The organism is Streptomyces sp. NPDC002232, from assembly GCF_042890295.1.
Taxonomy (GTDB): domain Bacteria; phylum Actinomycetota; class Actinomycetes; order Streptomycetales; family Streptomycetaceae; genus Streptomyces.
Genome location: NZ_JBIARV010000005.1, coordinates 605,606 through 630,836, shown reverse-complemented (window position 1 = coordinate 630,836; position 25,231 = coordinate 605,606). Strand labels below are relative to the sequence as shown.

Below are 25,231 nucleotides of genomic sequence, written 5' to 3'. Positions count from 1 at the left end.
CTATCCGCAGCCCGTCCGACGCACAGCGAAAAACAGCCACGGAGGCTTCCCGTGACTTCAGGTACGACACCGGGTCTCACCCGGTTCAACACCTCCTCGGACAGCGAGGCCGTAGCCGCGCTCCACGAGGTGTGTTCCAGTTCGGCGTGGGGGAGCAAGCTTCTCGCCCAGCGCCCGTACACCACCGCCGAAGCCCTCTTCCTCGCCAGCGACGCCGCCATGGCCGAGCTGACCGCCGAGGACCTGGCCGAGGCGATGGCGGGGCACCCGCCGATCGGTCGTCCGAAGGCCGGGGACCCGACGTCCTCCCGCGAACAGAGCGGGATGGCCGGCGCCTCCGCGGAGCTCAAGGCCGAGATGCTCGAACTCAACCTGGCCTACCAGGACAAGTTCGGTCATGTCTTCCTCATCTGCGCCACCGGCAGGACCGGCGAGCAGATGCGCGACGCGGTCCGGGACCGGATCGGCAACTCGCCCGAACAGGAGCGGGAGATCGTCCGCACCGAACTGGGCAAGATCAACCGCATCCGCCTGACCCGTCTCGTCGAGACCTCCGAGGAAGAGAGCTCCGCATGAGCACCGACACCACCGCCTCGGTGTCCACGCACATCCTGGACACCAGCATCGGCCGCCCGGCCGAAGGCGTGGCCATCACGCTCGCGGCCCGCAGCGGCTCCGACGCGGAGTGGGTCACGCTCGGCGGCTCCGCCACCGACGCGGACGGGCGCTGCAAGGACCTGCCGGCGCTGCCGGAAGAAACCACCCACGTGCGTCTCGACTTCGAGACCGAGACGTACTTCGCAAAGAAGCAAGCCGAGGCGCAGCAGGACGCCCCCCGCGTAAGGGACAGCGGTGCGTTCTTCCCGGAGGTGGCGATCACGTTCGCCGTCAAGCCGGGCGAGCACTACCACGTACCGCTGCTGCTCAACCCGTTCGGCTACTCCGTTTACCGAGGGAGCTAGCAGACATGCCCACGATTCTCGGCCAGAACCAGTACGGCAAAGCAGAGAACCGCGTCGTCAAGATCACGCGGGATGGCGCCACCCACCACATCAAGGACCTGAACGTCTCCGTCGCCCTCTCCGGCGACCTCGACGACGTCCACCTCACCGGCTCGAACGCCCACTGCCTCCCCACCGACACGACGAAGAACACCGTCTTCGCGTTCGCCAAGGAGTACGGCATCGAGTCCGCCGAGCAGTTCGGCATCCACCTCGCCCGCCACTTCGTGACGAGCCAGGAGCCGATCCACCGGGCCCGCATCCAGATCGAGGAGTACTCCTGGGAGCGCATCGCCTCCTCGGACGCCAACTCCAAGTTCATCGGCTCCGACGAGGTGAACCACTCCTTCGCCCGCAAGGGCCAGGAGACCCGCGTCACCCAGATCACCTACGACGGCGAGAAGTGGGAGGTCATCTCCGGCCTCAAGGACCTCGTCGTCATGAACTCCACCAACTCGGAGTTCTGGGGCTACATCAAGGACAAGTACACCACCCTCCAGGAGGCGTACGACCGCATCCTGGCCACCCAGGTGTCCGGTCGCTGGCGCTTCAACTGGACCGACGACGACCAGCGCATGCCCAACTGGGAGCGGTCCTACGAGCAGACCCGGAAGCACATGCTCGAGGCCTTCTCGGAGACGTACTCGTACTCCCTGCAGCAGACGCTGTACCAGATGGCCACGCGCATCATCAACCACCGCTCGGAGATCGACGAAGTCCGCTTCTCGCTCCCGAACAAGCACCACTTCCTGGTCGACCTCGAGCCCTTCGGCCTGAAGAACGACAACGAGGTCTACTACGCCGCCGACCGCATGTACGGCCTCATCGAGGCCACCGTCCTCCGCGACGGAGCCACGGCGCAGATCCCGGTCGACATGACCAACCTCTAAGCGGCATCTGAGTGACGGCCCCCGCCCGCCCGCAGTCGGGCGGGGGCCGCACCAGACCGGAGGGAATCTCATGGCACAGCCTGCAAAGGGGCCGGCAACCGCCGAAGGCCCGTGTTCCACCCCTCCGTCCACCCACGGCCCGGCTCCGGCCGACTGCCACCCGGTGGACGAGAAGCTCCCCGCCTCGCGGCTCGTCCCCGCGGCACTCCAGCACATCGCCGCGATGTACGCCGGCGTCGTCACCCCTCCGCTCATCATCGGCCAGGCCGTCGGCCTGGACGCCGCCGGCATGACCCGGCTCATCGCGGCGAGCCTGCTCATCGCCGGCTGCGCGACCATCCTTCAGACCCTCGGCCTCGGACGCTTCGCCGGAAACCGGCTCCCGTTCGTGAACGCCGCCTCGTCCGCCGGCATCGCCCCGATGCTCGCCATCGCCGAGACCACCGCCCCCGGGCACGAACTCCCCGCCATCTACGGCGCGGTGATGGTCGCCGGAGTCTTCTGCCTCGCCGTCGGACCCTTCTTCGGCAGGCTCCTGCGCTTCTTCCCGCCGCTCGTCACCGGCGTCGTGATCACCCTCATCGGTGTCACCCTGATGCCCGTGCCCGTCGGCTGGGCCCAGGGCGGCGACAAGACCGCCGCCGACTTCGGCGCCATGAAGTACCTGGCACTCGCCGGCTTCACCCTCGTCGTCATCCTGCTCTTCCAGCGCTTCGGCAAGGGCTTCGTCAAGCAGATCGCCCTGCTGCTCGGTCTGCTCATCGGCACCCTCGCCGCGATCCCCTTCGGCCTGGCGGACTTCAGCGCCCTGCGCGAGGCCCCCGTCGCGGCCCTGCCCGCCCCCTTCGCCTTCGGCGCCCCCGAGTTCCAGCCCGCCGCGATCCTCTCCCTGTGCATCGTGATGCTGGTCCTCATGACCGAGTCCAGCGCCGGCATGCTCGCCCTCGGCGAGATCTGCGAGCGCCGCAGCGACGGCAGGACCATCACCCGCGGCCTGCGCACCGACGGCATCGCCACGCTGCTCGGCCCCGTCTTCGGCGGCTTCCCGACCTCCGCCTTCGCGCAGAACGTCGGCGTCGTCTCGCTGACCCGCGTCCGCTCCCGGTACGTGGTCGCCACCGCCGGCGGTGCCCTGCTCGTCCTCGGCGCCTTCCCCGTCCTCGGCGCGGTCGTCTCCATGGTCCCGATGCCCGTCCTCGGCGGCGCCGGCATCGTCCTCTTCGGCTCGATCGCGGTCAGCGGCATCCGTACGCTCTCCGAGGCCGGCCTCGACGACAGCTCCAACATCATCCTGGTGGCGGTCGCGCTCGGAGCGGGCATCATCCCGCTCGCCGCCCCCACCTTCTACGCCGGTTTCCCCGCCTGGGCCCAGACCGTGCTCGGCTCCGGCATCAGCGCCGGCGCGCTCGTCGCGGTCCTGCTCAATCTGTTCTTCCACCATCTCGGCACCCGGAGCCGTCACGCGGCTCCGGCACTCAAATCCTCCTAGGGTCCTGCCGTGCCCACACCATCCCCGAGGAATGAAGGAAGCACCGCCATGGCAGCACCTTCGGCAGCCCAGCGCATCGTCATCGAGAACGCGGCGATCGCGACCGTCGACGCGAACGACACCGAGTACGCCTCCGGCTACCTGGTCGTCGCCGACAACAAGATCGAGTCCATCGGCGCCGGCAAGGCGCCCGAGGGCCTGGAGAACGTGGTCCGCCGGATCGACGCCACCGGTCACCTGGTGACGCCCGGCCTGATCAACACCCACCACCACTTCTACCAGTGGATCACCCGAGGTCTCGCCACCGACCACAACCTCTTCAACTGGCTGGTCGCGCTCTACCCGACGTGGTCGCGCATCGACGAGTCGATGGTCCGTGCCGCCGCGCAGGGCTCCCTGGCGATGATGGCCCGTGGTGGCGTCACCACCGCCATGGACCACCACTACGTCTACCCGCAGGGCTCCGGCGACCTCTCCGGCGCCATCATCGGCGCCGCGTCCGACATGGGCGTCCGCTTCACCCTGGCCCGCGGCTCCATGGACCGCAGCGAGAAGGACGGCGGCCTGCCGCCGGACTTCGCCGTCGAGACCACCGAGGGCGCGCTCGCCGCGACCGAGGAGACCGTCCGGAAGTACCACGACGCCTCCTTCGACGCCATGACCCAGGTCGCCGTCGCCCCCTGTTCGCCCTTCTCCATCTCCACCGAGCTGCTCCGCGAGGGCGCCGCGCTCGGCCGCCGTCTCGGCGTGCGCATGCACACCCACGGCTCCGAGACCGTGGAGGAGGAGAAGTTCTGCCACGAGCTCTTCGGCATGGGCCCGACGGACTACTTCGAGTCCACCGGCTTCCTCGGCGAGGACGTGTGGATGGCGCACTGCGTCCACATGAACGACTCCGACATCGAGGCCTTCGCCCGCACCAAGACCGGTGTGGCCCACTGCCCCTCCTCCAACGCGCGCCTCGCCGCCGGCATCGCCCGCGTACCGGACATGCTCAAGGCGGGCGTCCCCGTCGGCCTCGGCGTCGACGGCACCGCCTCCAACGAGTCCGGCGAGCTCCACACCGAGCTGCGCAACGCGCTCCTCATCAACCGCCTCGGCGCCCACCGCGAGGCCGCGCTCAACGCCCGCCAGGCCCTGCGCCTCGGCACCTACGGCGGCGCCCAGGTCCTGGGCCGCGCGGACAACATCGGCTCCCTCGAGGCCGGCAAGCTCGCCGACTTCGTCCTCTGGAAGATCGACGGCCTCGGCCACTCCTCGATCGCCGACCCGGTCTCCGCCATCGTCTTCGGTGCGGCGGCCCCGGTCACCGCCTCCTTCGTCAACGGCAAGCAGATCGTCGAGAACAACCGACTCCTGTTCGCCGACGAGGAGCAGATCGCGCGCGACGCGCGCGCGGAGGCGCAGCGCCTGGCCCGGATCACGGCCCAGAGCTGACCCTCCCCATGGAGTCCGACCGAGGGGGACGGCCCTCGGTCGGTCGCCGCGGACCCGAGCGGGGTCCGCGGCAGCCCGACCGGGTGGTGCCGGACGCCCAACGCGTCCTGCACCACCCGGGACGGTGAACCCTGCCCGCACCCCCACGCCGGCACCCGTCCCCTCCCGCGCCGCACCCCTCCGCGGCACGCCTCCGCCCCACCGCACCACCCCGCACCGAGCCGCACCTCCTGCACCCCGCATCGCTCCGCTCCACCTCCATGAACCCCGCGTCACCGCCGACGCGTAACCGACCGGAGGAACCGCCGTGGCCGCCACGCCCCAGGTTCGCAATGCAACAGAAGCAGGCTCCGCCCCCGAAGACCGCGAGACGCATCCGGTCGACGAGACGCTGCCCCCACTCAAGATGCTCACCAGCGGCCTCCAGCACGTCGCCGCGATGTACGCGGGCGTCGTCGCCCCGCCCCTGATCGTCGGAGCGGCCGTCGGCCTCTCCGGCACCGAACTCACCTTCCTCACCGGCGCCAGCCTCTTCACCGCAGGCCTCGCCACCTTCCTCCAGACGCTCGGCGTCTGGAAGATCGGCGCCAAGCTGCCGTTCGTCAACGGCGTCACCTTCGCCGGCGTCGCCCCGATGCTCGCGATCGTCGACACCACCGAGAACAAGGCCGACGCCCTCCCCGTGATCTTCGGGGCGATCATCGTCGCCGGACTCCTCGGCTTCGCCGCCGCTCCCTTCTTCTCCCGGCTCGTGCGGTTCTTCCCGCCGGTCGTCACCGGGACCGTGATCACCCTCATAGGCGTCTCCCTCCTGCCGGTCGCCTTCGGCTGGGCCCAAGGGCCCAACCCCGCGGCCAAGGACTACGGTTCGACGACCTACCTGTCGCTCGCCGGCATCACGCTGGTCGTGGTCCTGCTGCTCCGCCGCTTCACCCGCGGCTTCCTGAAGCAGGTCGCGGTCCTCGTCGGCCTCGTCCTCGGCACCCTCATCGCCATCCCCTTCGGCGTCACGGACTTCACCCCCGTGCAGGAGGCCGACATCGTCGGCTTCCCGTCGCCCTTCCACTTCGGCGCCCCGCAGTTCGCCCTCGCCGCGATCATCTCCATGTGCGTCGTCATGCTGGTCTCGATGACCGAGTCGACCGCCGACATGCTGGCGCTCGGCGAGATCGTCGAGCGGCCCGCCGACGAGAAGACCATCGCGGCCGGACTGCGCGCCGACACCCTCGGCTCCGCGCTCAGCCCGCTCTTCAACGGCTTCATGTGCAGCGCCTTCGCGCAGAACATCGGCCTCGTCGCCATGACCAGGATCCGCAGCCGCTTCGTCGTCGCCGCCGGCGGTGGCTTCCTCGTCCTGATGGGCCTCTCGCCGGTGGCCGCCTCGCTCATCTCGGTCGTGCCCCGGCCCGTCCTCGGGGGCGCCGGCGTCGTCCTCTTCGGCTCGGTCGCCGCGAGCGGCATCCAGACCCTGGTCAAGGCCGGCCTGGAGAAGGACAACAACGTGCTGATCGTGGCGGTCTCGCTGGCCGTCGGCATCATCCCGATCACCAAGCCGGACTTCTACCACGCCTTCCCGGAGACCGCGCAGATCATCCTGGACTCCGGCATCTCCACCGGCTGCGTCGCGGCCGTCCTGCTCAACGTGGTCTTCAACCACCTGGGCCGGGGACGCGACGCCGACGAGGTCACGGCGCCCATGGAGCCGGGCGACGAGATCTCCGGCAGCGCGTCGGCGAAGGCGGCGCACGTCCACTGAACCCGCTCCTCGCCCCACCGCCCGCCCCGGACCCCGCGCACACCGCGGGGCCCGGGGCCGAGGCGTGTGCGGAGGGTACGGAGGGCGGGGCTGCGGCGGGTGCGGACCGTACGGACCGTGAGGCTGCGGCGGGTACGGACCGTACGCCGCCCGGATCCGTGGTGTGGGCGGACCGTACGGAGCCTCGGTGTGTGGCGAGGTCGGACCGTACGGAGTCCGGGGCCGAGGCGCACGCGGAGGGCACGACGCCCAGGTCCGCGGCGCACGCGGACCGCACCGCGCCCCGGGCCGTCGTCCTGATCAACCCCAACACCTCCGCCGCCACCACCGCGACGATGACCGCCCTCGCCCGCCGCGCCCTGGGGCCCGCCCTCCCCGTCCGGGGCGTGACCGCCGCCCGGGGGCCGCGCATGCTCACCGATCCGGAGGCCCTGCGCGCCGCCGCCCCCGAGGTCCTCGCCGCGGGGCGCCGCGCCGTGCACGAGGGAGACTGCGCCGCCCTCCTGGTCGCCGCCTTCGGCGACCCGGGCCTCGCGGCGCTCCGCGCGGCGGTCCGCGTCCCCGTGGTCGGCCTCGGCGAGGCCGCGCTCCTGGAGGCGGCCGACGGCGGGACCCCCTTCGGCATCGCCACCGTCACCCCGCTCCTCGCCGACACCATCCACGCGCGCGTGACCGCCCTCGGCCTCGCCGACCGGTACACCGGCCTCCGGCTCACCGCCGGCGCCCCCGAACGCCTCGCCGCCGACCCGGAACTCCTCCTCGACCGGCTGGAGCACGCCGTCCGTGCCTGCGCCGAACGGGACGGGGCCCGCGCCGTCGTCATCGGCGGCGGCCCGCTCGGCGAGGCCGCCGAGGCGCTCCGGGCCCGCTGCGCGGTCCAGGTCGTCGCCCCGATCCCGGCGGCCTGCCGCGCGCTCACCCGCCTCGCGGCGCGGGAGCCCCGGCACTGACCGCACCCACCCGGCAGGCGCCTCACCGCTCCACCTCCATCCGCCGACGGCACTCCCGGGCCAGCGGTGGGTACGCGGCGGCGATGGCCTCGTACAGCCGGCGCCTCAGGAGCCGCTCGGCCTCGCCCCGGCCGGTCTCCCCGTACAGCCCGTCCAGCAGCGCCTCGTACCGCGCGAGGGCGTGCCGCAGATAGCTCACCTGCCACCGCACCAGCGCCCCGGAGGGCGGGGGCACGGGCGCGGGCCGGGCCGCCGCCGTCTCCGGCGGTGCGCCCTCCCGCCGCGGCCCGGGGCTCCGGGCCCCCAGCAGGTGCCGGTGCCGCACGGCCCGCCGCTCCAGCTCCGGCCGGGGCAGCAGGGGCACCTCGATGGGCTCCGCGCGGATCGCGGCCAGCACGGCGGCCCGCCGCCGCTCGGCGTGGACGCCGTAGGCCGTGGCGCGGGTCCGGCAGAGCGCCGCCGCCTCGGTGAACCCGGGTGTGCGCTCCACCGTCTCCACCCGGGCCAGGAGATAGAGCCGCACCGGCGCGAGGGACCAGCGGCGCGGATCGCGCCCCTGCACGTCGGGTGTGCCGAGCAGCTCCCGCACCATCGCGTCGCTCCAGCCGCGCCGCCGCATCCCGGCGAACGCCACATAGGTCGTACGGTCCGTCATGAATCCCCCTCGATTGACTACGGAGCGTGACGATTCCAGTGAAGCGCACCCCACTGACAACGCCCCCTTGCCGAGTCGGGGCCGACTGTGCGATATAGGTCTGGACCATTTCGACGGACGGAGGTCGGCTCGTGCAACGCCCGCTCGCCGCAAGCCTGTTGGCCATGCTCGCGCTCGCGATGACGCTCGCGCTCACCGCCTGCGAGGGCGCCGCGGCCCCCGCGCCGAAGGACACCGCGGCGCCCACCGCCCCCTCCGGGGTCACCGCCACCGCCGGCAGCGCGAGCACCGTCCACGTCATGTGGAGCGCGTCCACCGACGACCGCGGCGTCACCGGCTACGCCGTCTACCGCGAGGGCCGGAAGGTCAAGGACCTGCCCGCCACCACCCTCATGACCGACGTCGTCGGCCTGACCCCCGCGACCCGCCACCGCTTCACCGTCCGGGCCCACGACGCCGCGGGCAACGTCTCGCCCCCCAGCGCCACCGTCACCGCGACCACCCTCCGCGCCGCCGCCGAGGACCGCACGCCCCCCACCGCGCCGAGCGCACTCCGCGCCACCCCCGACGGCGCCCGGGCCGCCACCCTCCACTGGGCCCCGGCCCGCGACGACACCCGGGTGACCGCGTACGACGTCTACCAGGCCGACGTCCGCGTCCACACCGTCCCCGGTACCGCCACCACCGCCCGCCTCACCGGCCTGCGCCCGGGCACCGCCTACGCGTTCACGGTCCGCGCCCGCGACGCCGCCGAGAACTCCTCCCCGGACAGCGCGCCGGCCGACCTCACCACCGCGTCCGCCCCCGGCGCCCCGCCGAACACGGCCCCGCGCGACGTCACCGCCACGGCCGGCAAGGGCGAGATCACCCTGACCTGGATCCCGCCGAAGACGGGCGCCCCCGTCACGGACCACGAGCTCCACCTCAACGGCCGCTTCACCACCACGATCATCTGGGGCACCACACCGCCCCCCGGCCGCGCCACCTACACCTTCCCGGTCCAGGACCCCCCGGGCACCCGCTACACCGTCACCCTCCGCGCCCGCCTCCCCGACGGCACCTGGGGCGACTTTTCGGCACCGAGGACGGTGGTCGTCCGCTGAAGTCGCCACCGCCCGGCCGGAATCGCGCCCACCCGCCGACGGCCGGGCGAGCGCCCCGCGCGGGACCCCTCGCCGTGCCGCCGCGGGCCGGCCGCGTCCGGCGCCTCGCCCCCGCCGCCCGCGCGCTCCGCCGACACTCCTGACGCGGGGTCCTTGCCCGCCGGAAGCGGTCCCCCGGAATTACCCTGGGAAGCGTGGCCGAGACCGTTCTCACCAACACCGGGCTCGACAGCTTCCTCGACGGAGCGCCCGAGCATCGTGACCCCGCGTTCGTGCGGGCCGCCGAAGCCGTCCTGGGGCTCCTCGCCCTCCGCGGAGCCGACCGGGCGACCGGGGTGCCCGAGCCGACGCCGGGGCTCGTGCGGCAGCTCCTCGTGGAGGACCTGCCGACCTTCGTCTACGCGCCGCCCGGCGAGCTCGCCGCCTATCCGGCCGTCCTCGGCGCCCTCGCCGCGCGCTTCGACGGCGGGCGGCGCGAGCGGGTCGCCGTGGTCCTCGCCGAGGCCGCGCCCGACTTCGAGCGGGCCATGAACGACCCCGGCAACCTCACCTGGCACCGCTGGTACGCCTCGCTCCTGCGGACCTGCGGCGCCGACCTCGCCGATCCCGAGGACGTGCGGCGCCGGCTCGCCGCCCTCGACGGCGCGCCGCTCCCCGCCGGGGTGCGCCGCGCCCACCTCATGGGGCGGACGGCGCTCGCCGACGTCCTGCTCGCCGAGGCCCTCACCCGCGCCTACGTCCGGGACGCCGAGGCACCCCCCGCCTCCGGGCCGCTGCTCACCGACCACGCCGTCGCGTCCGGCATCGGCCGCCTCGCCTCCGCGCTCCAGGACCGGTGGACCGCCGCCGGGCTCGCCGAGCAGCTGGCCGGCCCGTACGCGCGCTTCGCCCCCGGACCCGAGGCCTTCCCCCATCTCGTCCTCGCCGATGCCCTCCTCGACGAGCACCTCGACTACTACGGGGACCCCGCCGCCCCCGAACCCCCGCCGCCCGCCATCGAGGCGGCGCCCGTCGAGGAGGGCGCCGACCTCCTCATCGCCGTCGTCGAGGAGCTCACGGAGGAGGAGTTCGAGCCCTACGGCGACGAGGCGCCGCACCTGCTGTACGCGGTCTACCAGCGCGGCTGTTCGGCCGACTCCGTCGCCCGCAAGGCCGCCGAGTACGAGGACTGGTCCGTCGACCCGGCCCTGGAGGACGTGCCCGTGACGGTGCCGGACGCGGCGGTGCGGGGCGGGGCCGCGCCGGACGCGTCACCCGGCCCGTACACGGTCCCGCCCCTTCCCGAGCTCGTCCGTCTGCTCGGCACCACCGGTCTCGACGAGGCCGACCGGGCGCGGCTGGAGGGACCGGCCCGCGACCTCGCCGCGGTCCTCGACCAGCTCGCCGCCACCGGTCTGGTCTTCCGCGCCGGGGACGCCTTCGGGCTGACCCCGCGCGGTGCGGGCGTCGTCCGCTATCTGCTCGGCGTGCGCGGGGTCGCCGCGCCCGACGCCGCCGAGGCCGCCGCGTGGACCGCGCCGGAGGTGGTCGCCGCCGCCGGGGGCTGGTCCCCGACCGTCGCCGCGCGGGTGCTCGCCGACTGGCTCCGCGCGCGCGCGGACACCCCCGACGCCTGGGCCGGGCTGCTCGCCGCCCTCGGCACCGTCCACGCCGGCACCTCGCGGGCGGCCGCCACCCGGGAGCTCTTCGCGGTCCTCGACACGGCCGCCGCACCGCCCGAGGCCCTGCGCGGTGCCCTCCGCGACCCGGTCGTCGGCGCGTACGCCCTGGAGGCGCTGCGGGAGCGGGGCGAGGAGGCGGACCCGATCCAGGTGCGGACCTCGGCCCGGGCCCTGCGGGTGCTCGACGCGCTGCCGGCCAAGAAGGGGCCGCTGGAGACCCGGCGTGCCGCGTTCGACGAGGCGGCGGCGGCCTGGCCGGGCGGTTCCGCCGCACTGGTCCGCGCGATGGCCGCCGCGGACCGGCACGAGACGGAGCGGGTTCTCCACCCCCTCGGCATCGCCCTCCCGTGACGGCAGCCGTCACCCGGCCGCGAGGTGCGTCCCCGAGGGCCCCGGCCCCCGTGGTTCCGCGTCGAAAGGGCTCCGCCCCCGGTGCTGTGCGACACCGGGGGCGGAGCCCTGTTCAAGAGGTGTACGGCCGCTGTGCGGTCGGCCGACGGGGTGCGTCAGCCGACCAGCTGCTCGTACGCCGGAAGCGTCAGGAAGTCGGCGTAGTCCGCGTCCAGGGAGACGTGCAGGAGCAGGTCGTGGGCCTGCTGCCAGCGGCCGGCCGTGAAGGCCTCCTCGCCGATCTCGGCGCGGATCGCGGCCAGTTCCTCGGCGGCGACCGCGCGGGCGAGCTCGGGGGTGGCGGTCTCGCCGTTCTCGAACACGACGCCGGCGTTGATCCACTGCCAGATCTGCGAGCGGGAGATCTCGGCGGTGGCCGCGTCCTCCATCAGGTTGAAGATGGCGACGGCGCCGAGGCCGCGCAGCCACGCCTCGATGTAGCGGATGCCGACCTGGACGGCGTTGCGCAGGCCGTCGTACGTGGGCTTCGCGTCGAGCGAGTCGATGGCGATGAGCTCGCCGGGCGCGACGGAGACGTCCTCGCGGAGCCGGTCCTTCTGGTTCGGCCGGTCGCCGAGGACGGCGTCGAAGGAGGCCATCGCGATCGGGACCAGGTCGGGGTGGGCGACCCAGGAGCCGTCGAAGCCGTCGCCGGCCTCGCGGTCCTTGTCGGCCTTGACCTTCTCGAAGGCGACCTTGTTCACGTCGGCGTCCTTGCGGGACGGGATGAACGCGGCCATGCCGCCGATCGCGTGCGCGCCGCGCTTGTGGCAGGTCCGCACGAGGAGTTCGGTGTACGCGCGCATGAACGGGGCCGTCATCGTGACCGCGTTGCGGTCCGGCAGGACGAACTTGGCCCCGCCGTCACGGAAGTTCTTGACGATGGAGAAGAGGTAGTCCCAGCGGCCCGCGTTCAGTCCGGCGGCGTGGTCGCGGAGCTCGTAGAGGATCTCCTCCATCTCGTACGCGGCCGTGATGGTCTCGATGAGGACCGTGGCGCGGACGGTGCCCTGCGGGATGCCGACGTAGTCCTGGGCGAAGACGAAGATGTCGTTCCAGAGGCGGGCCTCCAGGTGCGACTCGGTCTTCGGGAGGTAGAAGTACGGGCCCTTGCCGAGGTCGATCAGCCGCTGCGCGTTGTGGAAGAAGTAGAGGCCGAAGTCGACGAGCGCGCCGGGCACCGGGCGTCCGTCGAAGGTGAGGTGACGCTCCTCCAGGTGCCAGCCGCGCGGCCGCATGACGACGGTGGCGAGCTGGTCGGCCGGCTTGAGCGCGTACGACTTGCCCGACCGCGGGTCCGTGAAGTCGATCTTCCGGGTGTACGCGTCGATCAGGTTGACCTGGCCGAGGACGACGTTCTCCCAGGTCGGCGCCGAGGCGTCCTCGAAGTCGGCGAGCCAGACCTTCGCGCCGGAGTTCAGCGCGTTGATCGTCATCTTGCGGTCCGTCGGGCCGGTGATCTCGACGCGGCGGTCGTTCAGGGCGGCCGGGGCCGGCGCGACCTTCCAGGAGTCGTCGGCGCGGATCGCGGCGGTCTCCGGAAGGAAGTCCAGGGTGGACGTACGGGCGATCTCGGCGCGACGCTCCGCTCGGCGGGCGAGGAGCTCGTCCCTGCGCGGGGTGAACCGCCGGTGCAGTTCGGCGACGAAGGCCAGGGCGGCCTCGGTGAGCACCTCCTCCTGACGCGGGAGGGGCTCGGCATCGACGACGGCCAGGGGGGACGGCGCTGGTGCGGACATGAACTGTCACTTCCTTCAGCGGACTTCACGGGCGGTGCCAGGCGGCCGCCGGGCGTCGTGTTCGGCACGGAGTGCCGCAGGCGCCGAGATACGGCCGCGAGCGCCTTCTGAACGAGCAGGCGCTTCTGAACAGTGGATACTAGTTTCCTCATGGTGGAAGTTCAATGGTTTGTTGATGTCGAGATTCTCCGGATCGACAGAACATGGCGCTCGGTGCCAGACCCTTCACTCCAGGTGGGACAGATCCGCCTCCGTGTCGATGTCGTAGGGCTCGGCCACATCCGAACAGTCCACCGGGGTGATCGCATCCCGGTGCGCCGCCAGGTAGTCCCGCGCCCCCCGGTCGCCCACCGCCGTCTCCGCGATGCCCGCCCAGTGCCCGGCGCCGAACAGCACCGGATGGCCGCGCACCCCGTCGTACGAGGCGGCCGCCAGCGCGTCCCGCGAGCCGTACGCCGCCCGGACCCGGGCCACCGCATCGGCCCCGATGCCCGGCTGGTCGACCAGCAGGACAAGGGCCGCGTCCACACCGCGCGGATCGGCGGCCAGCGAGCCGAGCCCCGCCCGCAGCGAGGAACCCATCCCGTCCGCCCAGTCCGGGTTGTCCACCAGGACGCACCCCGGCAGCTCCGCCCGCTCCCGTACGAGCTCCGCCGACGCGCCCAGCACCACGTGCACCACCTCGCAGCCCGCCGCCCGCAACACCCCCACGGCGTGCTCGACCAGGGGCCGCCCCCGATGCGTCAGCAGCGCCTTCGGGCGCCCTCCGAGCCGGCGTCCGCCTCCGGCGGCGAGCAGGAGTCCGGCGACGACGGGGGTTCGATCTTCCACAGCTTTCATAGGATCTGCATACCTCATCAGGCGGAATCACACGGTCGCCTGAATTCCCTCCACCGGGGGTGGCGCGCCGGGGTGGCGAAGGAGTTAACTGACCCCCACTCATGGCGCCCGACCGCCGTCCGGGGGGTCGGCTCGGAGTGCTCGGAGTGTTCGTCGTACGGAGTTCTGCGCACAGTGCTGTGCGGGGGGAGAACCATGTTGCGAAGCGTGGGGCAGAGGCGAGTGACCGGCGAGGGCGTGGACCCCAGGGTGGCCGAACTGCGGTCCGCCGTGTCCCGGCTCCGACGGGAACTGGCCGCGCACCGGGTCGAGTTCGCCGACCGGGGCATCGCCGAGGACGAGCTCGCCGCCCTGGACGCCATGGCGCTCAGCGGTGACCCGGAGGTGCGGCGGCTGCGCCGCTCCCTGCTGCTCGTCGCCGGCTCCGTCGGCTCCGTCAGCGCCCTCGCCCAAGGCCTCGAGGCGGTCCGGCGCGCCGTCGACCTCTTCGGCCCGCCACCGGCCGGACGGTAGCACCACGACGGGGCCCGGCGGCCCGGCCCGCCACCGGCCGGACGGTAGCCCTCGACCGGGCCCCCGAGCGATGTACCGCCGGCCTCCCAGCCCCCATAGGCCCCCGCCCGAGACCCCGCCCGAAGGGTCCCCGTGGCCGGGGCCGTCGAGTACCCCCCAGGGGTGCGCACGGTCCTGTGCGGTGGCCGGTTCGGGGGGAAGCCTTCCATCCTGAGGGGGATGACCGGGCCTCGGCAGGCCGGGCCGGAAGGCGGTGGTGGACGTGGCGGCCACGGATCGAGGGGCCCCGCGGGGCACCCCGGACGCCGAAGGCGCCGACCCGCCCGGGGACCCGTTCCCGCGGGCCCGGTTCGCCCTGCCCGCGCGCCCCGGCACCTTCCTGCGCCGCGACCGGCTGGCCGAACACCTCGCGCAGGCGCTGCTCACCCCGCTGACCGTGGTCAACGGCTCCGCCGGGGCCGGCAAGACCCTCCTGGTCGCCGACTGGGCCGCGCGCCTCGGGCAGCCCGTCACCTGGCTCACGCTCGACGCGACGGCCGAGGGCCCCGGGACGTTCTGGGCCCAGCTGCTCCAGTCCCTGAACGCCCACGGCGTGCCGGTCCCCACCGCCGTCGGCCTCCCCGCCGACGCCACCCGCGTCCACCACTCGCTCCTGAGCCGCCTCGCCCGGGAACTCGCCGGGCACGACCGGCCCGTCACGGTGGTCATCGACGAGTTCGACCGGATGACCGACCCCGAGGTCGCGCGGCAACTGGAGTCCGTCCTGCGGGACGCGCGGCCGGGACTGCGCCTCGTCCTCGTCAGCCGTACCGAACCCCTCCTCCCGCTCCACCGCTACCGCCTCGCCGGAGAGATCACCGAGATCCGCGACGCCGACCTGGCCTTCACCACGGAGGAGGCCGTCGACCTCCTGGAGCTGCACGGTCTCACCCTGGCCGCCCCGGTGGCCCGCGCGCTGGTGGAACGCACCCGGGGCTGGGCGGCCGGCCTCCGGCTGAGCGCCCTGGCGGCACGGTCGAGCCCCGACCCCGAGCTCTACCTGAAGGAGTTCGAGGCGGGACGCGGCACGATCGCCGACTTCCTGCTGGCCGAGGTGCTGGACCGGCAGCCCCCCGAGACCCAGGACCTGCTGCTGCGGGTCAGCGTCCTCGACCGCTTCCGCCCCGGCCTCGCGGACGCCCTGACCGGGCGCCGCGACGCCGCCGCGATCCTCGCGGACCTGCACCGGGGGAACGCCTTCGTCGAGGACTTCGGACAGGGCTGGTACCGGCTCCATCCACTGTTCCGGGAGATCCTCCTCGCCCATCTGCGGCGGCGCGCCCCCGGCCTGGAGGCCGAGCTCCACCGGCGGGCCGCGCACGGGCTGCGACGCTCCGGGAGCCTGCCCGAGCTGCTGGCCCACGGCGCCGCCGCGCGGGACTGGACCTACCTCGCGCGGGCCCTGGTGGACGATCTGGAGATCGGACGGCTCCTCACCGGCCCGGGAGGACCGGGGGAGCCCGTCGACTGGTTCGCGGGGAGGGACGGGGACTCGCCCGACCCCGCCGTCGACCTCGTCCGCGCCGCCCGCGAGCTGGCCCGGTCCGACCTCGACCGGGGCCTGGCCCACCTGAGCCGGGCCGAGGAGCGGCTCGCGTCCGGCGACGGCGACTCCCCGGAGGCCCGGCTGACCTGTGCGCTCCTGGAGGCGCTCGCCGGGCGGCTGGCCGGCTCGACGCGCCTGGCGGAGCGGGCCACCCGGGCCGCCCTGCACCTCGTGCCCCGCCTGCCGTCCCGGCTCCTGGAGGACCACCCCGAACTCCACGCCCTGCTGCTGACCCACACCGGCTCGTCCGCGCTCTGGGCCGGACGCCTCGACGAGGCCCGTGAGGCCCTCACCGCGGTGGTCCAGGGGCCCCGTACGGCGTCCACGGCGTTTCCGAGGATGGAGGCACTCGAACGCCTGGCGTTCCTCGACCACCTCGACGGGAGGCCGGGCGCGGCGGAGCGCACGGTCCTCGCGATGACCGCTGAGGCCGAGCGGCACGGTCTGACCCCGCCCCGGGGCTCCGGGCTCGGGCAGGTGGTCCTGGCCGCCGTGGCGCTCGGCCGGGACGACGTGGACCGCGCCGAGGCGCTCCTCGCCGGGGTGCCCGCGTTCTCGTCCCCCGACCCGGTGCCGGCCGCCGCCGTCCGCGCCGTGACCGCCGGGGTACTGCTGGCCCGGGGGCGGACGGACGCCGCGCTGACCGTCGCGGCCCGGCCCGTCCCGGCCGCCGACGCGTCGCCCTGGGCGCCGGGCACCGCCGCCCTGGTCGTCGCGGACGTCCACCTGGCCGAGGGCCGCCCCGACGCGGCCGTCGAAGCCCTCCGGCAGGCCGGCGGGGACCGGGCCGACGGGGGCCGGTCGCTCTGCGCCGTCGCCCTGGCGCGGGCCCACCTCGCCGCCGGGGACCCCGCGGCCGCTCTCCGGCAGCTGGACGCGCTCGCGGCCCGGGGGAGCCCTGGACCGGCGGTGACCGTCCCGGCCGCGCTCGTACGGGCCCGGGCGGCGGCCCTGGACGGAGACCCCGCCACCGCCCGGGAGCTGCTCGCGCAGGCCCTCGCCGAGGGCCGTCGGGAGGACCTCAGAGGCCCCTTCCGGAGCACCGGCCGCTGGATCGACCCCTACCTCGCGGAAGCGTCACTGCGGGCCCGGGCCACCGGATGGCTGCTGCCCGGACCGGACCCGCGGCACGGCCCGGCGGCGACCGGCCCCGGACCGGGAACCCCGGTGGAGGGGCTCAGCGAGCGGGAGCGCGACGTCCTGGAGCGGCTCGCCCGGGCGATGTCGACCGAGGACATCGCCGCCGACCTTTACGTGTCGGTGAACACCGTGAAGACCCACCTCAAGAGCGTCTACCGGAAGCTGTCGGTGCACCGGCGCAACGAGGCCGTCCGCCGCGCCCGCGAGCTGGGACTGCTGTGACCGTCCGCCGTCCGCCGCGCCCGCGAGCTGGGACTGCGTGACCGTCCGCCGCCCGCCGTCCCGCGCCCGGCGTCACCCGGGGCGGGTGAGGCGGAAGGCGGCCGATTCCGGTGTGATGGGCGCGGAGGGCGTGCTCACCCCCTCCGCCGCCGGGGGCACCGGCGGTCCGGGTCCGGCGAGGTGGCGACCGTGAGACGTTGGCGCGCTCTGATCGTGCTGGGGACGGCCCAGTTCCTCATGGTGCTGGACACCTCCGTCATGAACGTCTCCATCAGCCAGCTCGTCGAGGACTTCGACACCGAGGTCACCGCCATCCAGGCCGTCATCACGCTGTACGCCCTGGTCATGGCCGCCTTCATGCTCATCGGCGGCAGGTTCGGGGACATCCTGGGCCGGCGCCGCGTCTTCCTGATCGGCATGACGGTCTACGGCGTGGGCTCGGCCGTGACCGCCGTCGCGCCCACCCTGTGGGTCCTGGCCCTGGGCTGGTCGGTCGTCGAGGGGCTCGGCGCCGCCCTGGTGCTCCCTTCCATGGCGGCCCTCGTCGCCGAGTCCTACCGGGGCCGCGACCGCTCCGTGGCGTACGGCGTCATCGGGGGACTGGCCGGGGCCGGCATCGCGGTCGGTCCGCTGCTCGGCGGCTGGGTGACGACGTACCTCACCTGGCGCCTGGTCTTCGCGGGCGAGGTCGTGGTGGTGCTGGCCGTGCTCCTGTGCCAGGGGGCGATCCCGAAGCGGCCGCCGGTGGGCCGCCGCCCCGGCCTGGACGTCGTCGGCGCCGTGCTCTCGGCGGTCGGCCTCGGGCTCGGTGTGCTCGGCGTCCTCCAGAGCAGCAGCTGGGGGTGGGTGCAGCCGCGGAACCCGCCCTTCACCGTCCTCGGCTTCGCCCCCACGCTCTTCGTCGTCGGGGCCGGCGTCCTCGTCCTGTACTTCTTCCGCGTGTGGGAGGAGCGGCGGGAGGCCCGCGGCGCCGATCCGCTGGTCCACCTGGCGCTGTTCCGCAGACCCGCCCTGTCCTCGGGCCTGATGAGCCTGGTGAGCCAGAACCTCATCCTGCTGGGACTGTTCTTCACGATCCCGCTGTACCTCCAGGTGGTGCAGGGCCTGGACGCGTTCGAGACCGGACTGCGGCTCCTGCCGGTCTCCGTCACGATGCTGGTGGCCTCCCTGGGCGGCGCGGGGCTCGGCCGCCGGGCCGGCCCGCGGCGGATCGTGCGGCTGGCCCTGGTGGTGCTGCTCGCCGCGATCGGCTGGCTCCTCGCCACCATCGACCCCGTCCTCGACGACGCCCAGTTCTTCGGGGCCATGGCGCTCCTCGGCCTGGGCACGGGGCTGCTCGCCTCCCAGCTCGGCAACGTCGTCCAGTCGAGCGCGGGGGAGGAGGAGCGCAGCGAGGTCGGGGGCCTTCAGTTCACCGCCCAGAACCTGGGCTCCGCCCTCGGCACGGCCCTCATCGGCTCGATGCTGATCGGAGCCCTGGCGCAGGCCTTCACGACCCAGGTCGAACAGGACCCGAGGCTCTCGGAGGCGGCCCGCCAGCAGACGAGCGTCGCCCTGGAGTCGGGCGTCAGCTTCGTCCCGACCGACCAGGTCCACGCGGCGGCGGAGGACGCCGGGCTGCCGCCGCACGAGGTGGAGGCCGTCACCGACTCGTACGCCTCGGCCCAGCTGAACGGCCTCAAGGCGGCCGTCCTGGCCACCGGGGGCATCACCCTGGCGAGCTTCCTGGTGACACGCGGTCTGCCCGGTGCGGGCGGGGCGACCGGCGGGGGCCGCGAGCGGGACGCCGAGGACCCGGCCCCGGACGCGCCCGAGTCCCGCGACTGACTCACCCGCGCGGGGTGAGGCGGGCGGGCCGGTGAAGGCGGACCATCGGAGCAAGGTCAGGAACGGCCGGAAGGGACGGGCACGACCCACCAGGTGACAGTCGCCACGGGAGGGACACGCGATGCAGTACGAGATCCGCGTGGACGGCCTCATGTCCGAGACGCTGATCGGATCCTTCCCCGAGCTGGAGCACGTGATGATCTCCGGCCAGACGGTGCTGTACGGCCCGCTCGTGGACGAGGCTCACCTGTACGGCCTACTGGCCCGCTTCCAGTCGCTCGGACTGCACGTGGTGGAACTGCGGCGGCTGCCGGAGTGACCGCCGTGGACCCCGGCACGAGAAGGAACCGGAACGGAGCACGGACATGGACACACCGATCTACCTCGCCTACGACTACCCACTGCTGAGCGCCTTCTGGACCATGCTGTGGTTCTTCCTGTGGGTCCTGTGGTTCATCCTGCTCTTCCGGATCATCGCCGACATCTTCCGGGACCACAGCATGGGCGGCTGGGGCAAGGCCGGCTGGCTGGCCTTCGTCATCCTGCTGCCCTTCCTCGGCGTGCTGGTCTACGTCATCGCCCGGGGCAAGGGGATGGGCCACCGGGAGGTCGAGCACGCGGTCAAGAAGCAGGAGGCCTTCGACGCCTACGTGCGCGAGACCGCCGGGAGCGGCGCCCGCACCAGCCACGCCGACGAGCTGTCCCGCCTCTCCGACCTGCGCAACCGCGGCGACATCACCGACGAGGAGTTCCGCAAGGCCAAGGAGATGGTCCTGAAGGACGACCGCGCGTCCGCGCCCGCCGGCACCGGCACCACCACGCCCGCCGACACCGGCAGCACCTCGCCCCGTCCATGAGACGGGCCCGGGACAAGGAGAGGGGAGTCTGAGATGACCTCCACGCACAGCGGGCACACGTCATCGGCGAAGTACGCGTGGGCCGGCGGCCTGCGGATGTTCGCCGCCGTCATGCTCGCCCTGGCGGGACTGCTCGGCATCTTCCGGGGGATCATGGCGATCGCCAAGGACGACGTCTTCGTCACCACACCCAACTACGTCTTCCAGTTCGACGTCACCGGCTGGGGCTGGATCCATCTCTGCCTCGGCATCGTCGCCCTGCTCGTCAGCTTCGGGCTCTTCGGGGCGGCGGCCTGGGCGCGGTACACCGGCATCGGCATCGCCGCGCTCGTCGTCATCGCCAACTTCCTGTCGCTGCCGTACTACCCGTGGTGGTCCGTCATCATGATCGCGATGTCCGGATTCATCATCTGGGCCCTGTGCGTCGATCCCGCGGACGCCGGGGGCGGCTCCGGCACCGGGAGGCAGCCGTGAGTGACCTCAAGTTCGAGCAGAAGGGCGCGATGTCCCGCGCCGAGGCCGCGGCCCAGCTCGAATCGCTCGCCGCCGCGCTGAGGGCGGGCGGGGACGCCGAGCTCCGGGTGGGGCCCGGCGTGCTGAGCCTGAAGATCCCCGAGACGCTCCGCGCCGAGGTGGAGTTCGAGGTCGAGGACGGCGAGATCGAGCTGGAGATCGAGCTGAAGTGGCCGATCGACGGCGCGCCCGAGCCACCCGCGCCGAAGAAGGCGGCGGCGAAGAAGCCTCCCGCCGGGAAACCCGAGGGCAAGAAGGTCCCGGCGAAGAAGGCACCGGCCAAGAAGGCCCCGGCGAAGAAGGCCGTGGCGAAGGAAACCCCGGCCAAGAAGGCCTCAGCCAAGAAGGTCGCGTCCAAGAAGGCCTCAGCCAAGAAGGCCTCGTCCAAGAAGTCAGCGCCCCCTGCCAAGAAGCCGGCGTCCAAAAAGCCCACGTCACCGGCCCAGAAGGCCTCACCCAAGCAGCCCGCGCCCAAGAAATCGGCCGCCAAGAAGTCGTCCGCCAAGAAATCCGCGTGAGCCGGGGGTACTCCCGGGGGTCCCGGGGGTCCGAGTGCTTCGATTTCACCCGCTTGACCTGGTCGCCGTGCCGGTGCCGCCGGGCGCGAGTTGGGTGGGACCCGGACCCCCGGAGAACGGAACCTGCCATGTACGAGATGCACATCGCGCCCGACCACTCCAGCGGACTTCCGGTCTGGCACGTGATCGCCAAGGAGGCGGTCAGCAGCCTCTGCGGTCAGCGCGTCGACCGCGGAGCGGACGGAACCCCGACGGACCGGCACTGCCTGCCCTGCATGAGGTCCCTCCAGGACCTCATGGGCGCCAGGACCGCCGTGTCGGCCGAGGAGCGGACGGACGGCCTCACCGCCTGATCAGCCGCCGCGCCGTCGCCGCGGCCACCGCGGCCGTCCGCGAGTCCACGCCCAGCTTCGCGAAGACGTGCACCAGGTGGGACTTCACGGTGGCCTGGCTGAGGAACAGCGCCTTGCTGATCTGCTGGTTCGACAGGCCCTCGCCGACCAGCTGGAGGACCTCCAGCTCGCGTTTGGTCAGGGCCTCCGCCGGCGTCCGCATCCGGTCCATCAGCCGGTGCGCCACCGCCGGCGCGAGGGCGGACTGCCCGGCCGCCGCCGTGCGGACCGCCGCCGCCAGCTCCTCCGGCGGCGCGTCCTTCAGGAGGTAGCCGGAGGCGCCCGCCTCGACCGCCGCCAGGATGTCCGCGTCCGTGTCGTACGTCGTGAGGACCAGCACCTTCGGCCCGCCCGGTGCCGCCGTGATGGCCGCCGTCGCCTCCGAGCCGTGCATCCCGGGCCCGAACTGGAGGTCCATCAGGACCACGTCCACGCCCCCGGCCGCGGCCAGCTCCACCGCCCGCTCGGCCGTGGCCGCCTCCGCGACCACGGCGAAGCCGGGTTCGGTGTCGAGGACCGCGCGCAGGCCCGCCCGTACCACCGGGTGGTCGTCGGCGAGGAGGAGTCGGATGGTCATGATCAGGCTCCAGCGGGGAGGGGGAGGGAGACGGCGACGGCGGTGCCCTGGCCGGGCGCCGACTCGACGGTGAACGTGCCGCCCAGCGACTCCGCGCGCGAGCGCATCGCCGGGAGCCCGAAACCGCCGTCGGAGGAGGGGCGTACGGAGGCGGGGTCGAAGCCCCGGCCGTCGTCGACCACGTCCAGGGTCACCGACGCGTCCATGAACGACAAGGTGATCTCCGCCCGCGAGGCCGAGGCGTGCCGCACCGTGTTCGCCAGCGCCGACTGCGCGATCCGCAGCAGCGCCACCTCGTACGGGGTCGGCAGCTCGGCCGGGGTGCCGCTCACCGAGAACCGCACCCGGGGTCCCGCCTCCGGGGCCCCCGCGGCGACCGGCTCGCAGAGCCGCTCCAGGGCTGCGGCGAGCGAACCGCGCTCCAGGTCCGGCGGGGACAGCGCCCGGACGAACCGCCGCGCCTCCGCCAGATTGTCCTGGGCCGCCTCACGGGCCCGGCCGATGTGCCCCGCGGCGGGGGAGTCCGGCGGGAGCACCCGCTCGGCCGCCCGCAGCAGCAGCTGGATCGAGGACAGGCCCTGGGCGAGCGTGTCGTGGATCTCCCGGGCGAGCCGCTCCCGCTCGGCGAGCGTCCCCGCGTGCCGCTCCGCCGCCGCGAGCTCCGCGCGCGTCGCGATCAGCTCCTCGATGAGCCGCCGCCGGCGCTCGCTCTCCCGGTACAGGGCCTGGTAGCCGAGGACCGTCGCCACCGCGACCGCCGCCCCGAGCAGCGGCCCGATGAACACCCCCGGGTTGAGGCCGGCGCCGTGTCCCACGTACGAGAGGATCGCCGCGCCCGCCGTCAGGACCACGGCCGGCAGGGACCAGCGGGTGGGCAGCAGGTGCAGCTGGAGGAAGTACAGCGGGAAGGCCAGCCAGAGCGCCTCCGGCGTGAGCCAGAGCAGCGCGAGCCAGGCCACTCCCAGGACCGCCAGCCAGACGGCCGCGGCCCGCTGGGAGTCCCGCACGGCCGGCAGGTAAGAACCGGCCGCGTAGACCACGCCCATCAGCACCGCCGCCACCGTCCCGGCGGTCGTGTGCGCCCGTACCGCCGCCAGGACGAGCAGGCCCGCCATGAGGAGGTGCAGACAGAGGCGCAGGGCACGCAGGGCGGGGGTGAGGGAGCGGGGATCCATGGTCCCACCAGCGTAGACACCGGGCGCCCGCCCGGACTCAACCGAAAGTTTGATTGCGGAGCCATCCGTGGCGCGATGCCCGCGGGGCACCTCGCGGACCACTCTGGTCAGCATGTTCGTGGCATGGAGAGACCTGAGATTCGCCAAGGGGCGTTTCACCCTCATGGGCACGGTGATCGTGCTGATCACCCTGCTGGTGGGGTTGCTGTCCGGGCTGACCGCCGGACTCGCGCGAGAGAACGTCTCGGCGATCACCGGTCTGCCCGCCGACCGGCTGGCCTTCGCGGCGCCGCCGTCCGGGCAGTCGGTCTCCTTCACCAACTCGACGGTGACGGAGGAGCAGTGGCGCGGGTGGGCCGGCCGGCCCGGGGTGACGGAGGCCGATCCGCTCGGCATCCGCACCCTCAACGCCGCCGCGGGGGACCGCACGGCTGCCGTCTCCGCGTTCGGCTCGGAGCCGGACGCCGGCCTCGCGCCGGGGGCCGTGGGCGCGGGCCGGGCGGTCCTGTCCGAGTCGGCGGCGGAGGAGCTGGCCGTGGCCGAGGGCGACACCGTGCGCCTCGGCCCGCTGGAGGTCACCGTCTCCGCGGTCTCCGGCGACGCCTCGTACAGCCACACGCCCGTGGTGTGGACCTCCCTCGACGACTGGCAGAAGCTCGGTCACAGCGGCACCACCGCCCAGGAGCAGGCCACCGTCATCGCGCTGAGCGGCGACGGCGTGGACTGGGCGGCCGGTGACGAGGCCGTCGGCACCGAGGCGCGCACCCTCGACGGCGCGCTCACCGCCATAGGGTCCTACCAGGCCGAGAACGGTTCGCTCCAGCTGATGCGCGGCTTCCTCTTCGCCATCTCCGCGCTCGTCATAGGAGCGTTCTTCACCGTCTGGACCATCCAGCGCAGCGGTGACGTCGCCGTCCTCAAGGCGCTCGGCGCCTCCACCCCGTACCTCCTCAAGGACGCCCTCGGGCAGGCCGTCCTCATGCTCACCGCCGGGACCCTGCTCGGCACCGCGCTCGCGGTCGGCATCGGCGCCCTCGTCAGCGGCGGGAACGTGCCGTTCGTCCTGGAGCCGCTCACGGTCCTCGGGCCGGCCGCGGTGATCGTCGTCCTCGGCCTCCTCGGCGCCGCCCTGTCCATCCGGCGGATCACCGCCGTCGACCCCCTCACCGCCCTCGGGAGCGCCCGATGAGCCTCGTCCTCGACGCCGTCACCCTCACCTACCCCGACGGCGACGGCCGGCTCACCGCCCTCGACGCCGTCTCCCTCACGGTCCCCGCCGGTACGCTCACGGCCGTCGTCGGCCCGTCCGGCTCCGGCAAGTCCAGCCTCCTGGCCGTCGCCGCCACCCTGGTGACGCCGGACGAGGGGCGGGTCGCCGTCGCCGGTACGGACACCGGCGGCCTCACCGCCGCGGCCAAGGCGGAGCTGCGCCGGGAGCACATCGGGATCGTGTTCCAGCAGCCGAACCTGCTGCCGTCGCTGAGCGCGGTGGAGCAGCTCCAGGTGATGGCCCATCTGTCCGGGCGCCCGCCGAAGGCGGTACGGGACCGGGCCATGGACCTGCTCGGCGCGGTGGGCCTCGCGGACCAGGCGCACCGGCGCCCGCACCAGCTGTCGGGCGGTCAGCGGCAGCGGGTGAACATCGCGCGGGCCCTGATGAACGAGCCGTCCGTGCTCCTGGTGGACGAGCCGACGAGCGCGCTGGACCACGAGCGGGGGGCGGCGGTCATGGACCTGGTGGCCACGCTGACGGCGGAGCGCGGGACGGCGACGGTCCTGGTCACCCACGACCGCACGCACCTGGCCCGCACGGACCGCACGGTCACGGTCCAGGACGGCCGTCTGACGGAGTCGGTACGGGCCTGAGGGCCGGTCACGGAGGACGGAGAACGGCCGGGGGGGGGCCCCCCGCGGGGGGGGGGGGGCCCCCCCCCCCCCCCGGGGGGGGGGGGGCCCCCCCCCCCCCCCGGGGGGGGGGGGGTGGCCCAGGCCCCCCCACCC

General features: G+C 73.6%; 24 protein-coding genes. 19 read left to right on the top strand and 5 right to left on the bottom strand.

Annotated features, from left to right (window positions below):
• Positions 1-51: 51 nt before the first annotated feature.
• The 7 genes from uraD (at position 52) to ACFYXU_RS25935 (ending at position 7,523) form a co-directional block, all read left to right on the top strand.
• Positions 52-576, top strand: coding sequence for a 2-oxo-4-hydroxy-4-carboxy-5-ureidoimidazoline decarboxylase (gene uraD / locus ACFYXU_RS25965; protein WP_329852055.1), 525 nt, complete (start codon positions 52-54; stop codon positions 574-576).
• Positions 573-962, top strand: coding sequence for a hydroxyisourate hydrolase (gene uraH / locus ACFYXU_RS25960; protein ID WP_116158141.1), 390 nt, complete (start codon positions 573-575; stop codon positions 960-962). Before uraD ends, uraH begins: the two co-directional genes overlap by 4 nt.
• Before the next feature lie 5 nt (positions 963-967).
• Positions 968-1,891 carry a factor-independent urate hydroxylase gene (pucL, locus tag ACFYXU_RS25955; RefSeq protein WP_329852057.1) on the top strand — a complete coding sequence of 308 codons (924 nt, stop codon included), beginning with the start codon at positions 968-970 and terminating at the stop codon, positions 1,889-1,891.
• Positions 1,892-1,961: 70 nt separating this feature from the next.
• Positions 1,962-3,380, top strand: coding sequence for a nucleobase:cation symporter-2 family protein (locus ACFYXU_RS25950; protein ID WP_389460156.1), 1,419 nt, complete (start codon positions 1,962-1,964; stop codon positions 3,378-3,380).
• A 48-nt stretch (positions 3,381-3,428) separates the two neighbouring features.
• Entirely contained in the window at positions 3,429-4,817 is a 1,389-nt protein-coding gene (locus tag ACFYXU_RS25945; RefSeq protein WP_329852059.1) for an 8-oxoguanine deaminase, read from the top strand.
• Positions 4,818-5,124: 307 nt separating this feature from the next.
• Positions 5,125-6,573, top strand: a complete 1,449-nt coding sequence (locus ACFYXU_RS25940) for a nucleobase:cation symporter-2 family protein (RefSeq protein WP_376513136.1) — start codon at positions 5,125-5,127, stop codon at positions 6,571-6,573.
• 191 nt (positions 6,574-6,764) lie between these two features.
• Complete coding sequence (locus ACFYXU_RS25935) at positions 6,765-7,523, top strand: aspartate/glutamate racemase family protein (protein WP_389406390.1); 759 nt, start codon at positions 6,765-6,767, stop codon at positions 7,521-7,523.
• A gap of 22 nt (positions 7,524-7,545) precedes the next feature.
• Here ACFYXU_RS25935 and ACFYXU_RS25930 read toward each other — a convergent pair whose 3' ends face one another.
• The gene (locus tag ACFYXU_RS25930) at positions 7,546-8,178 is read right to left on the bottom strand and encodes a hypothetical protein (protein WP_376513140.1); all 633 of its coding nucleotides are present in this window, start codon (positions 8,176-8,178) and stop codon (positions 7,546-7,548) included.
• Between the two features lie 164 nt (positions 8,179-8,342).
• Here ACFYXU_RS25930 and ACFYXU_RS25925 point away from each other — a divergent pair, with 164 nt between their 5' ends.
• Together ACFYXU_RS25925 and ACFYXU_RS25920 are read left to right on the top strand one after the other, a co-directional pair.
• Entirely contained in the window at positions 8,343-9,281 is a 939-nt protein-coding gene (locus ACFYXU_RS25925) for a fibronectin type III domain-containing protein (RefSeq protein ID WP_389406389.1), read from the top strand.
• Between the two features lie 194 nt (positions 9,282-9,475).
• Positions 9,476-11,293, top strand: coding sequence for a hypothetical protein (locus tag ACFYXU_RS25920; protein WP_389460153.1), 1,818 nt, complete (start codon positions 9,476-9,478; stop codon positions 11,291-11,293).
• A 155-nt stretch (positions 11,294-11,448) separates the two neighbouring features.
• On the opposite strand, the gene aceB is transcribed toward ACFYXU_RS25920, so the two are convergent.
• Both aceB and ACFYXU_RS25910 read right to left on the bottom strand, forming a co-directional pair.
• Positions 11,449-13,071, bottom strand: a complete 1,623-nt coding sequence (gene aceB / locus ACFYXU_RS25915; RefSeq protein ID WP_376513145.1) for a malate synthase A — start codon at positions 13,069-13,071, stop codon at positions 11,449-11,451.
• Between the two features lie 225 nt (positions 13,072-13,296).
• Positions 13,297-13,911 carry an NTP transferase domain-containing protein gene (locus ACFYXU_RS25910; RefSeq protein ID WP_389406387.1) on the bottom strand — a complete coding sequence of 205 codons (615 nt, stop codon included), beginning with the start codon at positions 13,909-13,911 and terminating at the stop codon, positions 13,297-13,299.
• A gap of 195 nt (positions 13,912-14,106) precedes the next feature.
• On the opposite strand from ACFYXU_RS25910, the gene ACFYXU_RS25905 reads away from it, so the two are divergent.
• The 8 genes from ACFYXU_RS25905 to ACFYXU_RS25870 all read left to right on the top strand — a co-directional run bounded on the left by ACFYXU_RS25905 (position 14,107) and on the right by ACFYXU_RS25870 (position 21,439).
• A complete protein-coding gene (locus tag ACFYXU_RS25905; RefSeq protein WP_376513148.1) occupies positions 14,107-14,424 on the top strand; it encodes a DUF5955 family protein in 318 nt (105 codons plus the stop codon).
• A 262-nt stretch (positions 14,425-14,686) separates the two neighbouring features.
• A complete protein-coding gene (locus ACFYXU_RS25900) occupies positions 14,687-17,371 on the top strand; it encodes a LuxR C-terminal-related transcriptional regulator (RefSeq protein WP_389406386.1) in 2,685 nt (894 codons plus the stop codon).
• 189 nt (positions 17,372-17,560) lie between these two features.
• A complete protein-coding gene (locus tag ACFYXU_RS25895; protein ID WP_389406385.1) occupies positions 17,561-19,198 on the top strand; it encodes an MFS transporter in 1,638 nt (545 codons plus the stop codon).
• Between the two features lie 121 nt (positions 19,199-19,319).
• Positions 19,320-19,517 carry a hypothetical protein gene (locus ACFYXU_RS25890; protein ID WP_329852098.1) on the top strand — a complete coding sequence of 66 codons (198 nt, stop codon included), beginning with the start codon at positions 19,320-19,322 and terminating at the stop codon, positions 19,515-19,517.
• Between the two features lie 46 nt (positions 19,518-19,563).
• Positions 19,564-20,055, top strand: coding sequence for an SHOCT domain-containing protein (locus ACFYXU_RS25885; RefSeq protein ID WP_376513154.1), 492 nt, complete (start codon positions 19,564-19,566; stop codon positions 20,053-20,055).
• 33 nt (positions 20,056-20,088) lie between these two features.
• Positions 20,089-20,529 carry a hypothetical protein gene (locus ACFYXU_RS25880; RefSeq protein WP_389406384.1) on the top strand — a complete coding sequence of 147 codons (441 nt, stop codon included), beginning with the start codon at positions 20,089-20,091 and terminating at the stop codon, positions 20,527-20,529.
• Positions 20,526-21,086 (top strand): amphi-Trp domain-containing protein, encoded by a 561-nt coding sequence (locus ACFYXU_RS25875; RefSeq protein WP_389406383.1) that lies wholly within the window; start codon positions 20,526-20,528, stop codon positions 21,084-21,086. The genes ACFYXU_RS25880 and ACFYXU_RS25875 overlap by 4 nt, the downstream gene beginning before the upstream one ends.
• 128 nt (positions 21,087-21,214) lie before the next feature.
• Positions 21,215-21,439 (top strand): hypothetical protein, encoded by a 225-nt coding sequence (locus ACFYXU_RS25870; RefSeq protein WP_329852104.1) that lies wholly within the window; start codon positions 21,215-21,217, stop codon positions 21,437-21,439.
• Here ACFYXU_RS25870 and ACFYXU_RS25865 read toward each other — a convergent pair.
• A complete protein-coding gene (locus tag ACFYXU_RS25865; protein ID WP_329852105.1) occupies positions 21,429-22,055 on the bottom strand; it encodes a response regulator transcription factor in 627 nt (208 codons plus the stop codon). The two genes, ACFYXU_RS25870 and ACFYXU_RS25865, sit on opposite strands and share 11 nt — an antisense overlap.
• Positions 22,056-22,057: 2 nt before the next feature.
• Positions 22,058-23,230 (bottom strand): histidine kinase, encoded by a 1,173-nt coding sequence (locus tag ACFYXU_RS25860; RefSeq protein WP_389406382.1) that lies wholly within the window; start codon positions 23,228-23,230, stop codon positions 22,058-22,060.
• A 112-nt stretch (positions 23,231-23,342) separates the two neighbouring features.
• Here ACFYXU_RS25860 and ACFYXU_RS25855 point away from each other — a divergent pair, with 112 nt between their 5' ends.
• Both ACFYXU_RS25855 and ACFYXU_RS25850 read left to right on the top strand, forming a co-directional pair.
• A complete protein-coding gene (locus tag ACFYXU_RS25855) occupies positions 23,343-24,419 on the top strand; it encodes an ABC transporter permease (RefSeq protein ID WP_389406381.1) in 1,077 nt (358 codons plus the stop codon).
• Positions 24,416-25,096, top strand: a complete 681-nt coding sequence (locus ACFYXU_RS25850; RefSeq protein ID WP_384572590.1) for an ABC transporter ATP-binding protein — start codon at positions 24,416-24,418, stop codon at positions 25,094-25,096. Before ACFYXU_RS25855 ends, ACFYXU_RS25850 begins: the two co-directional genes overlap by 4 nt.
• Positions 25,097-25,231: the final 135 nt, after the last annotated feature.